Genomic DNA, 15,404 nt, shown 5'->3' with positions numbered 1-15,404 from the left:
CAAACCGTAGGCGATGCCCCCCGGATCGATCCCGCAGCGAAGGAACCCCGAGCCCCAGCGAGCGGGCCGCACGCAAGAGCAAGCCTTTTGGGTTACCTTTTCGGCGTCTGGAAAAGGTGACCCGCCGTAAGGGCGGAACCCTAATCAGCAACCCCCGCAGCAACGGATATGCACCCAAACCCCCTAGAGCATGGCCGGCCCAAAGGCCGCCAAGCCCCGCTCGATCAATCCGCCAGCCAGCCGTATTCCCAGTAGCGCAGGTTATCGCCACGCAACACGTAATCGCGCAGCACCACCTCACGCAATTCATCCCCCATGCGATAACTGGCATCCGGATCCGCCAGGTGCATGCGGATCGCTTGCAGCCATTCATCCGTGGAGTTGGTCTTGATCCGCGTGCACGGCAAGTAACCGCGATAGGCCTCGGTGTCGGTACAGATCACCGGGTAGCCGCAGGCGCCGTATTCCAGCAGCCGCAAGTTGCTCTTGCAGTCGTTGAAGATATGGAACTCCAGCGGCGCCAGTGCCAGATCGAGATTGAGGCTGGCCAGTTTCGCCGGGTACACGTCCAGGCCGATCACACCATGGAATTCATGCATGTAGGGACGCAGGTCATCCGGGCACATGCCGAAGAACACCCAGTCGACTTCATTGGCCAGCTCGCGCACGACATCGGCGATTACCGCGAGGTCCCCGTGGTGACTGGTGCCGCCGCCCCAGCCGACACGTGGTTTCTTCGAGGTCCGACGCTCGCTGCGCAGGTGGCCCCACAAGTCCTTGGCCAACATGTTAGGGACGACACGAATGTCGTGGTGCATGTCCGACAGCACGTTGGCCAGCGGCGCAGTGGATACGACCGCGCGATCGCACAGCCCGATCGCACGCCGCACCATGCGCTCCATGTCCTGCTTGCTCGGCATGTTGCGAATGTGCGCATTGCGGTGGGGAACGTCGATGACATAGTCGTCGAGTTCGAAGATCCGCCGAGCGTTGAAGAATTTCTTCAGCGGTGGAATTTCATCGATGGCGTGCTCCGAATAGCGCCCTTGCAGGACGATCACGTCGGGGGACTGACGCTCGATATCGATGATCGACGGCAAGCCGTAGCAAATGCGCCCTTCTGCCCGATTGGCCGCTTCCAGCTCGATCATCGGCTGGCTCATACGGTAATGGCCAATGGCGGAAGCGTTGATCGGCACCACCAGCAGATTGGGCAACTGTGCCTTGGAGAATGCACTCCAGCCAGTGCGCAGGCCCGGCTCCAGACTGAAGTTGGTGGCGCCCACGCCCTGCAACGTCAGGTTGACGTTGTAGGCCGGGTCGCGCGCCACCAACGGCAGCCAGCGCTGGTAAAACGTGTCCCTCTCCTCGATGTGCTGCGCTTCTTCCTCAGGCGTCGCCAAGGCATTCGGCCGCACACCCACGGCCAGCACGGCATAGGGGTTCAACACCACCAGATAACCGTCGCGGCCAACACGCAGACACAGGTCCACGACATTGAGCGTTTGCTTGAGGTCCTGCTCGTCCAGCCTGCCGGCGGCTTCGAACACCGACTTGCGAATCATCAGGCAATCGCCGCCGACGGCACTCAGATCATGCACCGCTTGCAGGCGGTGCATGTACCCTTCCGATTGCACCGGCTGGCCATAGAACGGCAGACCGACCGGCCCGTTCAAACCAAGAATCAGGCCAGCGTGCAGCACGCCACCGTCCGGGTTGAACAGTTTGGCGCCGACCACCCCGACCTCCGGACGCTGCGCATGATTGAGCAGTTCGTCGAGCCAATCGCTCTGGGTGATCACCGCAAAAGCATTGAGCATCAACACATACTCACCGCGCGCATGGCTGACGGCAAAATTGTGCACCGCTGCTGCATTGCCCTTTTGCGGATAGCTCAGCACGCGAATCCGCTCGCTGCCCATTTGCGCCATACCGTCCAGCCACGCCAACGCTTCGGCGCTTTCGCTGCCGTTGTCGACCAAGAGCAATTCGTACTCGGAGTAGGCGGTCTTCGCCAGCAGTGTCTCGACGCAGCGCTGTAACGCGGCGGTCTGGTCCTGCGTGACAATGACCACCGACACCAGTGGGCGCCGGGCATGGTGATAGTCGACGCGATTGAGCAGCCCGCTGTTACCGTCGCGGATTTCGTGAGCGATGCCGAGACGTTGCAGATGCGCTTCGAGAATGCGCGGACTTTGCTCCTCGACGCCGGGATGGGTAAGCCATTGCGACAGGTCGAATTTCGACTCCAGCAACACTTCAGCAATGTGTCCGATCACTTGCAGACCATCGCTTTCAACCATACGCCACAGCACATCGTGGGGCGCCAGTTCAGCGAACGTCGAGGCAAAACCGCCGAGCGCCAGAAACCGTTCGCGCTGGAACGCCAGCGCACGCCCGACGTAGGGGTAACTGCGCATGAGGTCGAGGTTGAAATCCGGCTTGAACGCAGGTTCAGCGGACTCGCCATCGCGCAGGCTGCCTTCGTCACTGTACAGGCACGTCAGCGCACTGGAGTGCGCAATGCGATCGGCCATCACCAGCAGCGCCGGTGCCACCGGACAATCACCCGACTGCAGCAGATAGAACCAGTCAGCGCCGTCCAGTTGCGGCAGCAACGTGTTGATCTGCTCCAGGCCGTCATCCTGCAACGGCATGTGGAACACTCGACCGTCCAGCTGCGCTTCGGTACACGCCGCAGACAACACCAGCACCAGCTCCGGTGGGTAATCCTGAACGACGAGTGCCTCAAGGGTGCGCTCCAGGCCATCGCGACTGCCTTGGGCATCAATGATGATCGGCACGATGCGCGGCTGATACGGCCAGCCTGCGAGGGTTTCCGGCAGCCATTGGCGCTGCGCCTCGGTCAGCACTCGAACTGCCAGCCACTGCGCATAGAGTTCGCCGAAACTGAAGCTGTCGACACCGACGCCCAGCTCCTGACGGCTCTGCTTGGTGCCGAGGGTGCGGCTCAGCGGCAGCTCTTCCCAGACCCGAGGCGACTCGTCGGCCTTGGTCAACGGCACGTAACGAACCCAGCCCGACGCTGGCGCCGACTCGCCGCTGCGGACCTTGAGCATTTGCGAGATCCACTCGCGCTCGATCTCCGCCGCGTCCTTCATCGGTTGCTGCGCGCTCAGACGCTCGGGGTAAAGGCGCTCGGCGCTCAGCACATTGTTGGAGACCACCAGGTTGCCGCGCCGCAGCAGGCAGACATACAAGGCAAAATCCAGGGTCGCGACGAAGCAGGCAGTGTCTTCGGTCAGGGCCGGCAACAGTTCGGCGACGTCGGCGCGGCGGAACAAGGCGCTGCTGAAACCGCCAAGCACGTTGACCGGAAATTTTTCAAAGATGCTCAGTACATCGTCGCCCTTGAGCAAGCCACTGACCGGCGACAACGAGCTGTTTTCCAGACGTGCCGGCAGGATGATGTCGTTGGCATCCCACAGTAGTCGCTGCGCCACCACCAGACTGACTTCCTCGCGGCGCATCTCATGGGCTTGCTGTTCGATACACGCCGAATAGAGCAGGTCATCGTCACACAGGAACTTGATGAACGCGCCCCGGGACAGCTCAAGGCAGACCTTCAGGTTACCGACCAGCCCCAACGTACGTGGATTGCGCACGTAACGCACCACCGCACCAGTCTGCGCCATGACCGACTTGACGATGTCTTCGATCTCGTTGCCGCGACTGTCATCGCACACAATGATGTCCAGATTGCCGTAATTCTGGCTCACGGCACTGTTCAACGTCCGCTCGAAAAAACGCGGATTGAAGGCGGGAATGGCAATGCTGACGAGGGGGAGTGAATTCACGGCGGGCTCACAGGCGGTACGAGCCTGCTCGAAAAAGCGAGCCCTGATACCGCTAAAAAACATTAACTGAGGGACAGGGCAAACGGGCGCTCACGCGCCCGCCAACCGTCAGATCTTGTTGAACAGACCCAACTGACTGATCTTGCTGAACGCCAGTTGCGCAGCTTGCAGCATCGTTTGCTGCAAGGTCAGGCGGGTCATGACTTCGGCCGGATCCGAATCACGGATCGAGCCTTGGGTCGTGGAGTTCGCCGTGCTCAGGCTCGAGTTGGTGATGGTCTGCATGTCCAGCGACTGGCCGCGCGCACCAATGGTGGTGACGGAGGTACCAATCTGGTTGGCGGCGGCGTCGATGTTGCCGAGACCTGCCTCCATGGCGCCCTGCAGCTTTTGCTTGGCGACTGGATCACCATCGACCGGCGTGTTCAGCGCCGTGATCATCTGGCCCAGGGTGTCGAGCACGTTCTGGGTCTGGTGATTGTTCGGCTGGATCGAGAACTGATCGCCCGCCGCTGGCGTACCGCCCAAGGCGAACGTCACACCCGCGGCTGTCGCGTTACTACCGGCCACTGTGCCCGACGATACCGGTTTGCTGTCAGCCGTGACCGGCGCCGCGTACAAATCGAAAGCGGTGGCACTGGTGAACTTGAGGACCGCGCCACCCTGCGGGAATGCCGCAGTATAGGCGGCCTGGTTGGTGATATTGGAGCCGGTGATGACGGTCGTCGACGGGTTACCCGGGTTGCGCGTGGTGGTGAACGAGTCTGGCGAAGCCGACAGCTGGAAGCTGTGCCCGGTAATGACGGTATCCGGGTTGGTGTCACCGGCCTTCAGATTGATGTTCAGCTTCATGTCGACGCCACGGAAGCTGACAGTCTGGTTGGCGCCGCTGCTGTTGCTGACCAAACCGTTCTGGCTTGCCTCAGCGGTCACGTCGTTGCCCAGGGCATCGGTGATTTTCAGCTGGGTGCTGCTGACGAAAGCCACGGTGTAAGGCTGACCGGCAGTAAACTTGGCGTCGTAGGTTGCAGCGGTGCCGACAGTACCGTTGGACAGCACCACACGACCGTCATCCACCGCCGGAGCGGTCATCTGGGTGTTGGTGCGGCCGGTGTTGATGGTTTGCTGAAACGCATCCCAACCGGTGGTGTTGGTGCCGACAGTCATGCCATCGCCGATGCCCAGATTGATCGTGGTCTGGTCGCCGCTGTAAGAGAAAGTGCCGTCGGCATTTTTCGAATACGGTGCGGTATCGGTTTTCGAACCGGAGAACAGGTAATTGCCGTTGGCGTCCTTGGCGTTCATCAGACCCAGCACTTGTTGCTGGATCTCGCCCAGCTCCGAAGCGTAAGCCTGGCGGTCCTTGTCGGTGGCGGTACCGTTGTTCGCGGCCAGAGCCAGCTCTTTGGCACGACCCAACGCTGTGGTGATGGCATCCAGCGTGGATTCCTGCACGTTCAACGCACTCTTGGCGCTGTTGATGTTGGTACCGTACTGATCCAGCATCGCGGCTTGCTGGCCCAGTTGCAGCAAACGACCGGCGCCGATCGGATCATCGGACGCATTGGTGATGCGTTGCAGGCTGCTCGCCTCGCTGGCGGTGGCGACGGCCTTGTTGAAGTTACGCTGATAGTCCGACGCTTGCGTGCCGTAATACTGGGCGGTGGAAATGCGCATGAATTACGACTCCTTAAAGGCTGTTGATCAGCGTGGCGAAAGTTTCCTGCGCAGCTTTGATGATCTGCGAAGACGCTGTGTAGTACTGCTGATATTTGACCAGGTTGCCGGTTTCTTCATCCAGGTTGACCCCGGACAGCGAATCGCGCGCGCCTTTGGCGTTATCCAGAATCGCCGTGGTCGCGGCGCTGTCGGACTTGCCTTGGGCAGTCTTGGTACCGACGTTGGTCACCAGCTTGTTGTAAGCGTCAGTCAGGCTGATGCCCTTGCTCGCCGAACCGGTATCGACAGTCTGCGCGGTTTGCAGGGCGACCAGCGATTGCGCGTTGCGGTTGTCCGAAGACGCCGCACCGGTCAGGTTCATGGTGAAGGTTTCGCCAGGCTTCGGCGTGCCGCCAACGGTGGTCTGAACGGAGAAGGTTTTCTGTACGTTCGGCGTAACGCTGGTGTCCAGCACAGGGTTGCCGCTGGCATCGACGATGCCGACTTTAAGTTCCAGTGCGTTCGATTGACCGGGAACGATAGTGCCGCTACTGATGAGGCCGCCCTTGGCATCCACAAAAGTGTAAGACTGGCTGCCCCCGCTGACCGCACCGAACACCAGCTTCACCGGCGTCGAGTTCTTCAGCGCCGCCTGCATGTCAGCCTGGGAAGTCGGGTTGTAGATATCGATCTTGCTGGTCAGCGTCGGCTGGGTGAAGGTACCCAGACCGCTGGCGCTGGCCACACCGGTCAACGGACCGGCCGCAGCGATTTTCTTCGGATCGGTGAGCACTGTCTGGATGCTCGCCGCCGCATTGCGGGTCGGGGTGATTTTGAAGCTGTCACCGGCGCTCAACGCACCACCCTTGAGTGCAAGGGTGAAACCGTCGATCACTGGCGGCGGATTGGTTGTGGTGCTGAAGGCACCCAGGTCGGTGCCGTCGGAGCGCTTGACGGTGTAGTCAGTGGCGCTGGTGAACGTCACTTGATAATCGCTGGTGGTCAGCTTGCCGGTGTCCTTGATGGTGACATCGAGGTTACCCGAACCGGTGCTGTTGCCCGATTGCGCGATGCTGCGCGAACTGACTAGCGCGGCACTGTTGATGTTGTTGAAAATCGCCGCGCCGAAGTCACCGTTCTTGTCGATGCCCTGGGCTTGCTGACTGTTGACCTGATCAGCGATCACCAGCGCTACGCGGCCGAGCTCGTTGAGCGACGGATCGAGGACTTCTTTGCGGTAAGTCAGCAGACCACCGATTTCACCACCGCTCATCGCCGAGGTGATGTCGATGGTGCTCGAACCGCGATCCATCTGGATGGCCATGCGCGACGGGTCGTCTTTGCTCGCGACCATGCTCAGCGTGTTGGTGGTGTTGCCGATTACCAGCGGCTGACCGCTGCCGATGTAGACGTCGAAACTGGTGCCACGTTCGACGACCTGTGCACCGGTCAGTTCGGAGAGCTGGCGTACCGCTTCATTGCGGCTGTCGAGCAGATCGTTCGGCGCACCACCGCTGGTGGTGATCTCGCCGATTTTCTGGTTCAGGTTGGCAATCGAGGTGGCCAGCTTGTTCACCTGGGACGTCATGTCGCCCAGGCTGCCATTGATGGTGGTGTTCTGGTCGTTGAGCTGCTTGGCAATGGTATTGAAGCGACTGGTCAGCGCCTGAGCACCGGTCAGCACCGATTGACGGGAGGTGTCGTCGGTCGCCGACGTCGAGACGCCCTGCATCGTGGTGAAGAATTTCTGCAGTACGCCGGTCAGGCCGGTGTTGGTGTCCGACAGCATCGAGTCCAGCGGTGTGGCCTGCGCCAGGTAGGCAGCCGATTCGCTGTCGAGCGAAGTAGCGGTATGCAGTTGGCTTTCCAGGTACGAGTTGTACACCCGGCGCACGTCGGCCAGGGTGGTGCCCGTACCGATGAACACGGTGCCGAACTGCTGCGAGGATTTGGTGCCCTGCACGGTTTGCTGACGTGAATAACCGGCGGTGTCGACGTTGGCAATGTTGTTGCCTGTCGTAGCCAAAGAGGACTGGCTGGCCGACAGTCCCGACATCCCGATATTGAGCAAACTCATGGTTCAGACCTTATACCTTGTGCCTTAAAAAGGCGTGGTGGATACACCCGCCGCAGCGTAGTTTTGGAAACTGTTCATCTGCTTGGCTATCTGCGAAATCTTGCTTGCGTAGTTCGGGTCGGTGGCGTAACCGGCCTTTTGCAACTCGCGTACAAACTGTTCTGGGTTATCGGCAGACTTCACGACATCTTGATAGCGATTATTGCTCTGCAGCAAAGTCACCAGATCGTGGAAGCTGTCCTTGTACGAGGCGTAGGAACGGAACTCGGCCGTCTCCTTGACCATCTCGCCATTGCGGAACTCGCTGGTGATCGCCCGGGCCGAGTCGCCCTTCCAGTTGCTGCTCGCCTTGATGCCGAACAGGTTGTGGCTGCTACTGCCATCCTGGGCACGCATGACCGACTTGCCCCAACCGGTTTCCAGCGCCGCCTGCGCCACCAGATAACGCGGATCGACGCCGATACGGTCGGCTGCTTCCTTGGCCATCGGCAGCATGGTGTTGACGAATTCGTCGGCGGAGCTGAAGGCTTTCTTCGCCGGTGCCAACGGAATCTGCGCCATGGCGCGACCGTAGACCTGCATCTGCCCGCCGGAAGCTTTTTCGTTCTCGGCGCGCGCCAGCCAGTCGCCGTTGTACAACGGGCCGGCGCCGGTGGTGGCAGCCGTGGTCGCTCGTTGCGGCAATGGGGTGGCGGCCGCCGGCGTAGCCGAGGGCACCAGTCCGGCCAGCAAACGATCAGCCAGTTTCGGCGGCAAAGCCAGACGACGCTGATTGATCAGTTCCATGTCGTTGCGATGGGCCAGTTGCGTATTCGGTGCATTTACCGAGCGCGACGCCCACAACGGACGCTCGCCATTGAGCCGCGACAACGGGCCGTTGGTGGCAACGGTGCCCGCAGCAATCGGTGTGGCCACGGCCGCAGCCTTCGCCTTGGCTTCTTCCTGCTTGGCGGCGGACGCGGCAGCTGCCTCGCCCGGCGCCATCGGTTTGTTCTTCGACATCTGCCGCATCAGCACGTCGGCCAGACCGATACCACCGCCCTCGCGGGACATGGAAACAGCCAATTGCTGGTCGTACATTTCCTGATACTGCTTGGCCGCCGGCGTGTTGAGAGGATTGTCCTGGCCTAGCGCTTCAGTGGCTGAACGCATCGATTTGAGCATTTCGCCAAGGAACAGCGATTCGAATTCCTGCGCCACCTTGCGCATGTTCGCATCGCTGTTCTTGTCGCCGACCTTGAGTTGGTTCAGGCGATTGAGGTCCGAGTAGGAACCCGAATCGTTGCTGCTGACCAGACCGCTTTTGCGCATATCCATAAAGGTCGGCCTCAGATCACGATCAGGTCGGCTTGCAATGCGCCAGCCTGCTTCAGAGCTTCGAGGATGGCCATCAAGTCACCCGGCGCCGCGCCGACCTGGTTCACCGCACGGACGATCTCGTCGAGGGTGGTGCCAGGGCCGAACTTGAACATCGGCTTGGCTTCCTGCTCGGCGTTGACCCGCGAGCGCGGCACGACAGCGGTCTGGCCATTGGACAGAGGGCCGGGCTGGCTGACGATCGGGTCTTCGGTGATCGTTACCGTCAGACTGCCGTGGGTCACGGCGGCTGGCGAAACCTTGACGTTCTGGCCGATGACGATGGTGCCGGTACGCGAGTTGATGATGACTTTCGCCACCGCCTGCCCCGGGTCGACTTCGAGGTTTTCCAGGATCGACAAGTAATCGACGCGCTGGCTCGGATCGAGCGGTGCAGTGACACGAATCGAACCGCCGTCGATGGCTTGCGCAACGCCAGGGCCGAGCATGTCGTTGATCTTGTCGACGATACGTTTGGCCGTGGTGAAGTCTGAACGGTTGAGGTTCAGCGTCAAGCTGTTGCCCTGGTTGAAACCGCTTGGTACCGAGCGCTCCACCGAAGCACCGCCAGGGATGCGACCGGCCGACGGAACGTTGACGGTGATCTTCGAACCGTCACGACCTTCGGCATCGAAACCGCCAACCACCAGGTTGCCCTGAGCGACCGCGTAGACGTTGCCGTCGATACCCTTGAGCGGAGTCAGCAGCAAGGTGCCGCCACGCAGGCTCTTGGAGTTACCGATCGAGGACACAGTAATGTCGACCTGCTGACCCGGCTTGGCGAACGCCGGCAAATCGGCGCTGATCGACACTGCCGCGACGTTCTTCAACTGCACGTTGCCCGATCCCGGCGGCACCTTGATGCCGAACTGCGAGAGCATGTTGTTGAAGGTCTGCAGGGTGAACGGGGTTTGCGTCGTCTGGTCGCCGGTGCCGTTAAGCCCGACCACCAGGCCGTAACCGATCAACTGGTTGGAACGCACGCCGGAAATGCTGGCGATATCTTTCAGCCGCTCGGCGTGGGCAGCAAAGGCTGCGGACATCAGCGCCGCAGCCAGCATGAGGCTCTTGAAATTCAAAGTCGCCACCTAGAAAGGGAACAGCGGGCTGAGGAAGAAACGGTCGAACCAGCCTGGCTGACTCGTATCGGCAAACGCGCCGGTACCCGAGTAGGTGATGCGCGCATCGGCGACCCGAGTCGACGACACAGTGTTATCCGTGGCGATGTCATCGGCGCGTACCAGGCCGGCGATGCGCACCAGTTCGTCGCCGGTGTTCAGCGTCAGCCACTTCTCGCCACGCACGGCGATGATGCCGTTGGGCAGCACGTCGGCAACGGTCACGGTGATCGAACCGGTCAGGCTGTTGCTCTGCCCGGACTTGGCGTCGCCCTTGGTCGAACGGTCGGCGCTGTAGCCGGCGTTCAGACTCAGGTCGTTGCCACCGATCGGGTTGTTGGTGGTCAGACTGGAGCCGAACAACGAGGTCAGACCGACTTTGTTATCGCTGTTCTTGTCCATCTGCGAGTTGGCGTTCTTGCTCGCCTGCGTGCGCTCGTTCAGGGTGATGGTGATGATGTCACCGACCCGGAAAGCCTTGCGGTCGCTGTACAGGTTCTGCTCGAAGCCGGCCTGATAGATCGAGCCATTATTGGCGGCAGCCGGCAACGGCGTGCGCGGCAACACCGGGGCGTAGTAAGGGTCATTGGGCTTGGGCGTCGGAGCGACGCAGCCCGCGAGCGAGACGACCCCACTCAATGCCAGAACAGATACAAAGCGATTCATGACCCTACCTCACGGTGTTGCAGGCGACCTCATGGCCGCCTCATAGACTTGATTACAGATTCTGCGTTACGAACGAGAGCATCTGGTCAGCGGTGGAGATCACCTTGGAGTTCATCTCGTAAGCGCGCTGAGTGGTGATCATGTTGACCATCTCTTCAACAGTGCTGACGTTGGAGGTTTCCAGGGTGTTCTGCAGGGTGGTACCGAAACCGGCCAGACCCGGGGTGCCGACTTGCGGCGCGCCGGAAGCGGCGGTTTCCAGGAACAGGTTGTTGCCCACGGCTTGCAGACCGGCCGGGTTGATGAAGTCAGCGGTTTGCAGGTTGCCGATCACCTGCGACGCGGCGTTGCCAGCGACAGTGATGGACACCGTGCCGTCACGGCCGACGGTGAAGGTCTGGGCATCGTTCGGAATGACGATGGCCGGTTCCAGAGCGAACCCGCTGGCGTTAACGATCTGGCCATTGGAATCGAGGTGGAAGGTACCGTCACGGGTGTACGACGTGGTGCCGTCCGGTTGCAGAATCTGGAAGAAACCGCGACCGTCGATGGCCATGTCCAGCGGCTGCTCGGTGGTTTGCAGGCTACCGGCGGTGAAATTTTTCTGGGTGCCGACGATGCGCACACCGGTACCCAGTTGCAGACCCGACGGCAGTTCGCTGTCTTGAGTCGACTGAGCACCTGGCTGACGCTTGATCTGATAGAGCAGGTCCTGGAACTCGGCGCGATCACGTTTGAAACCCGTGGTCGACACGTTCGCCAGGTTGTTGGAAATGGTGGTCAGGTTGGTGTCCTGGGCGGACAGACCGGTTTTGGCAACCCATAGAGCCGGAAGCATTCGATTCTCCTCGTGCGCCTGTTTTTCGGCGCGACGTTCTGATAATTAGCTGATCTGCAAGACCCGAGCCATGGCCTGGTCGTCGTCTTTGGCGGTGTTCATCATTTTGACGTGCAACTCGAACTGCTTGGCCAAGGCCAGCACCGAGGTCATCTCTTCAACGGCGTTGACGTTGCTCGACTCCAGGAAGCCCGACACCAGTTTGACGTTGGCATCGGCCGGCGCAGGCTGGCCGTCCTTGGTGTAGATCGAGCCGTCGAGGCCCTTGTTCATGTTCTTGATGTCCGGGTTGACCAGTTTGATCCGGTCGACTTCCGCCATGACGCGCGGGCCTTCGCCCATCGCACGAATACTGATGGTGCCGTCTTCACCGACTTCGATCTGCTGCTCGGGCGGCACGGCGATCGGGCCGCCATTGCCGATCACCGGCATGCCGTTGCCGGCACGCAAAACGCCGAGGGCGTCGACGTTGAGGCTGCCGGTACGCACGTAGCTTTCGCCGCCGTTCGGGTTCTGCACGGCAATGAAACCGTTGCCGGTCACGGCGACGTCGAGGTCACGACCGGTCTGCACCAGCGAACCCGGGGTGAAGTCGGTGGCGGGCCGTTCGCTCATGGCAAACGCACGCGCCGGAAAGCTGTCACCGAACACCGGCATCGAACGCGCCTGCTCCAGGTCGCGCTGAAAACCGTTGGTGGAGATGTTCGCCAGGTTGTTGGCATGAGCCTTCTGCGCCAGTGCGTTCTGGCTGGCGCCGGTCATTGCCACATAAAGGTACTTGTCCACACTCTTTCCTCTGCATGCCGGACGTTTGCCGCCCACCGCTGTACTGCTGAGCCATAAGCAATTTGCAGACCAACTTTTTTCTGGCGGCCGAAGACCCGGCAAACAAAGGACTTGGGGAGTAACGAGGAGAAATTTGAAATGTATCGAAGTCGAAAAACCGGCGGTGTTATGCCGGTATGTGGCAAAGGCTGACACTGAGGCTGCCTAGACTACCGCTTTCGCGAGCAGGCTCGCTCCCACAGGGGTATGCATTTCAAATGTGGGAGCGAGCCTGCTCGCGAAGAGGCCATCATTACCAACACATGTTTGGGCTATGACTCGGTTTTGCCGACTTCATATTCACGCAGCTTGTTGGCAATGGTGGTGTGTGAAACCCCCAGCCGCTTACCCAACTGCCGACTGCTCGGATGCTCGGAATACAACCGCTCCAGCACCGCTTTCTCAAAGCGTCCGACGATCTCGTCCAATCCGCCCTCCAGCGAGAAATCGCCAAGCGGCTGACGCACGCCGTAATCCGGCAGACGAATATGCTCCGCCTTCACCGTGCCGCCATCGCACAGCGAAACCGCCTGGAACAGCACGTTCTCCAGTTGTCGCACGTTGCCCGGCCAATGGTAATGACTGAGCCGCTCCATCGCCGCCGGTGCCAGTTTCGGCAGCGAGCAACCGATCTGCCGACTGGCCTGATCGAGAAAGTGCTCGACCAGCGGCGTCAATCCGTCGAGGCATTCGCGTAGCGGCGGGATGTGCAGGGAGAGCACGTTCAAGCGGTGATACAGATCCTGGCGAAACTCGCCGCGTGCGCACAGTTCGGACAAGTCCACCTGAGTGGCGCAGATCACCCGCACATCCAGATACACCTCTTCATCGCTGCCGACCCGGCGGAAGCAACCATCCTGCAAAAAACGCAGTAATTTCACTTGAAGACGCGGGCTCATTTCACCAACGCCGTCGAGAAACAATGTGCCGCCCGCCGTCAGCTCCAGCAGCCCGAGCTTGCCTTCTGCCCGCGCACCTTCGAAGGCGCCGGGGCCATAGCCGAACAACTCGGTCTCGGCCATCGACTCCGGCAAGCCTGCGCAGTTGAGCGCCATCAACGGCGACTGCCCGCGCGGGCTGGCGAGGTGACAGGCGCGTGCGAGCAATTCCTTGCCGGTGCCGGTTTCGCCTTCAATCAATAGCGGCGCATCCAGCGGGGCCATACGCCGCGCTTCACGCACGACGGCGGCCATGACTTTCGAACTCTGGAAGATGCTGTCAAAGCCACGCAGCTCCTGCTTGCGCACGTTGTAGATGCGCTCGCCCACTCTGTCGGCGCGATGCAAAGTCAACACCGCGCCGGCCATGGCCTCGCTGTCATCGTGCTCTGATTGCAGCGGCGCGATGTCAGCCAGAAAGACGTCGCCCTTGACCTTGACCCGCATGCCGTTGATTCGCGATTTGTTGGCGCGCACCAGCTCCGGCAAGTCGAAATCCTCGGCGTAACGCGACAGCGGAATGCCTGGCACTTCATCGACGCGCACCCCGAGCAACTGCGCCGCCGCGCGGTTGGCAGCGACGATCGAGCCGCCCATGTCGATCGACAGCACCGGAAACTCCAGCGCGCCAAGCAACGCGTTCAGCTCCATGTGCCGTCGCTCGCTGGGCATCAGCCCTACCCGCTTGACGCCGAACACCCCGGCAATCGCCTCGAATTTCGGCCGCAACGCCTGGAACTGAATGTTGATCAGGTTCGGGCAGTGCAGATAGATCGCGTTGCCGTGCTCGCCACCGACCTCACCGCGCGCGACGTTGATCCCGTAGGCGACCAGCAGGTTGAGGATGTCGCGCAGGATGCCGATGCGATTCTGGCAGTGGACTTTGATGCGCATATATAAGGCCCGACAAGATTGGGAGTTGAATACCGACCTTGTGGGAGCGAGCTTGCTCGCGAAGGCGTCAGCACATCCAGCATTGATGTGTCAGTCCTACCGCTTTCGCAAGCAAGCTCGCTCCCACAGGGTATTGCGGTGCGTCCGGAGCCATTTTTCTGCCGAGGCACGCAGATAGTTGTCAAGATTATGTGACAGCCATCGGCCTTTTCAAACCCGTGAATCACCGCAAACGCGAGATATCCCTCAAACCGTAACGATTATTTTACGATTTGAAGAGAAATTTCCTACGCACAAGCAATTCAACCCACTGCACATCACCCCGCTCTCAGGTAATTCTGAATCCATCGCTGGACATAACAAGAACGAATTCCCCTAGCAGGAGAGCAGTATGAAGCAGACGCAATACGTGGCCCGCGAGCCCGATGCGCAAGGTTTTATCGACTACCCCGCCGAAGAACACGCGGTGTGGAACACGCTGATCACTCGCCAGTTGAAAGTGATTGAAGGGCGTGCCTGCCAGGAGTACCTGGACGGTATCGAAAAACTCGGTCTGCCCCACGACCGCATTCCGCAACTCGGCGAGATCAACAAGGTGCTCGGCGAGACCACCGGTTGGCAGGTTGCCCGCGTTCCGGCACTGATCCCCTTCCAGACCTTTTTTGAACTGCTGGCCAGCAAGCAATTTCCGGTCGCGACGTTCATTCGTACCCGCGAAGAGCTGGACTACCTGCAAGAGCCGGATATTTTCCACGAGATTTTTGGTCACTGCCCGCTGCTGACCAACCCGTACTTCGCAGAGTTCACTCACACCTACGGCAAACTCGGTTTGCAGGCCACCAAGGAAGAACGCGTGTACCTCGCGCGCCTGTACTGGATGACCATCGAGTTCGGCCTGGTCGACACCCCGCAAGGCAAGCGCATCTACGGTGGCGGCATCCTGTCCTCGCCGAAAGAAACCGTTTATTCGCTGTCGGACGAACCTGAGCATCAGGCATTCGATCCGCTCGAAGCCATGCGCACGCCGTATCGCATCGACATCCTGCAACCGCTGTACTTTGTCCTGCCGAACCTTAAGCGTCTGTTCGATGTGGCCCACGAAGACATCATGGCCATGGTTCGCCAAGGCATGCAGCTGGGTCTGCACGCACCGAAGTTTCCGCCGAAACCAAAAGCCGCGTGAACCGCGACTTTTGCTGACAATTGAGCCTGTCA

At 60.5% G+C, this 15,404-nt stretch carries 10 protein-coding genes; 1 reads left to right on the top strand and 9 read right to left on the bottom strand.

Annotated elements, in window-relative coordinates; translation table 11 throughout:
- Window positions 1–224 precede the first annotated feature (224 nt).
- The 9 genes from ACZ0A4_RS02810 to ACZ0A4_RS02770 form a co-directional block, all read right to left on the bottom strand.
- Window positions 225–3,818, bottom strand: a complete 3,594-nt coding sequence (locus tag ACZ0A4_RS02810; protein WP_463572986.1) for a glycosyltransferase — start codon at window positions 3,816–3,818, stop codon at window positions 225–227.
- Window positions 3,819–3,926: 108 nt separating this feature from the next.
- Window positions 3,927–5,495, bottom strand: coding sequence for a flagellar hook-associated protein 3 (locus ACZ0A4_RS02805; protein WP_463572984.1), 1,569 nt, complete (start codon window positions 5,493–5,495; stop codon window positions 3,927–3,929).
- A 13-nt stretch (window positions 5,496–5,508) separates the two neighbouring features.
- A complete protein-coding gene (gene flgK / locus ACZ0A4_RS02800) occupies window positions 5,509–7,554 on the bottom strand; it encodes a flagellar hook-associated protein FlgK (RefSeq protein ID WP_463572983.1) in 2,046 nt (681 codons plus the stop codon).
- Window positions 7,555–7,578: 24 nt separating this feature from the next.
- The gene (gene flgJ / locus ACZ0A4_RS02795) at window positions 7,579–8,871 is read right to left on the bottom strand and encodes a flagellar assembly peptidoglycan hydrolase FlgJ (RefSeq protein WP_463572982.1); all 1,293 of its coding nucleotides are present in this window, start codon (window positions 8,869–8,871) and stop codon (window positions 7,579–7,581) included.
- Between the two features lie 11 nt (window positions 8,872–8,882).
- Window positions 8,883–9,971 carry a flagellar basal body P-ring protein FlgI gene (locus ACZ0A4_RS02790; protein ID WP_161986589.1) on the bottom strand — a complete coding sequence of 363 codons (1,089 nt, stop codon included), beginning with the start codon at window positions 9,969–9,971 and terminating at the stop codon, window positions 8,883–8,885.
- Window positions 9,972–9,998: 27 nt separating this feature from the next.
- Entirely contained in the window at window positions 9,999–10,694 is a 696-nt protein-coding gene (flgH, locus tag ACZ0A4_RS02785) for a flagellar basal body L-ring protein FlgH (RefSeq protein ID WP_038363773.1), read from the bottom strand.
- 52 nt (window positions 10,695–10,746) lie between these two features.
- On the bottom strand, window positions 10,747–11,532 hold the full coding sequence (gene flgG, locus ACZ0A4_RS02780) for a flagellar basal-body rod protein FlgG (RefSeq protein ID WP_007920118.1): 786 nt from the start codon (window positions 11,530–11,532) through the stop codon (window positions 10,747–10,749).
- 45 nt (window positions 11,533–11,577) lie between these two features.
- Window positions 11,578–12,318: a flagellar basal body rod protein FlgF gene (locus tag ACZ0A4_RS02775; protein ID WP_007920119.1), complete on the bottom strand. Its 741-nt coding sequence runs from the start codon at window positions 12,316–12,318 to the stop codon at window positions 11,578–11,580.
- A gap of 311 nt (window positions 12,319–12,629) precedes the next feature.
- On the bottom strand, window positions 12,630–14,189 hold the full coding sequence (locus ACZ0A4_RS02770) for a sigma-54-dependent transcriptional regulator (protein WP_463572980.1): 1,560 nt from the start codon (window positions 14,187–14,189) through the stop codon (window positions 12,630–12,632).
- A gap of 391 nt (window positions 14,190–14,580) precedes the next feature.
- On the opposite strand from ACZ0A4_RS02770, the gene phhA reads away from it, so the two are divergent.
- Entirely contained in the window at window positions 14,581–15,372 is a 792-nt protein-coding gene (phhA, locus tag ACZ0A4_RS02765) for a phenylalanine 4-monooxygenase (protein ID WP_007920123.1), read from the top strand.
- The last annotated feature ends 32 nt before the right edge of the window (window positions 15,373–15,404 follow it).

This window comes from Pseudomonas sp. AC172, assembly GCF_979258595.1.
The sequence above is the reverse complement of the archived record's forward strand: the minus strand, read 5'-3'. Positions and strand labels throughout refer to the sequence as shown.

Bases quoted from the DNA above. Each gene is read 5' to 3' on its own strand.
- flgK (WP_463572983.1), bottom strand. From the start codon at position 7,554: ATGAGTTTGCTCAATATCGGGATGTCGGGACTGTCGGCCAGCCAGTCC.
- flgG (WP_007920118.1), bottom strand. From the start codon at position 11,532: ATGCTTCCGGCTCTATGGGTTGCCAAAACCGGTCTGTCCGCCCAGGAC.
- phhA (WP_007920123.1), top strand. From the start codon at position 14,581: ATGAAGCAGACGCAATACGTGGCCCGCGAGCCCGATGCGCAAGGTTTT.
- flgJ (WP_463572982.1), bottom strand. From the start codon at position 8,871: ATGGATATGCGCAAAAGCGGTCTGGTCAGCAGCAACGATTCGGGTTCC.
- ACZ0A4_RS02790 (WP_161986589.1), bottom strand. From the start codon at position 9,971: ATGCTGGCTGCGGCGCTGATGTCCGCAGCCTTTGCTGCCCACGCCGAG.
- ACZ0A4_RS02805 (WP_463572984.1), bottom strand. From the start codon at position 5,495: ATGCGCATTTCCACCGCCCAGTATTACGGCACGCAAGCGTCGGACTAT.
- ACZ0A4_RS02770 (WP_463572980.1), bottom strand. From the start codon at position 14,189: ATGCGCATCAAAGTCCACTGCCAGAATCGCATCGGCATCCTGCGCGAC.
- flgH (WP_038363773.1), bottom strand. From the start codon at position 10,694: ATGAATCGCTTTGTATCTGTTCTGGCATTGAGTGGGGTCGTCTCGCTC.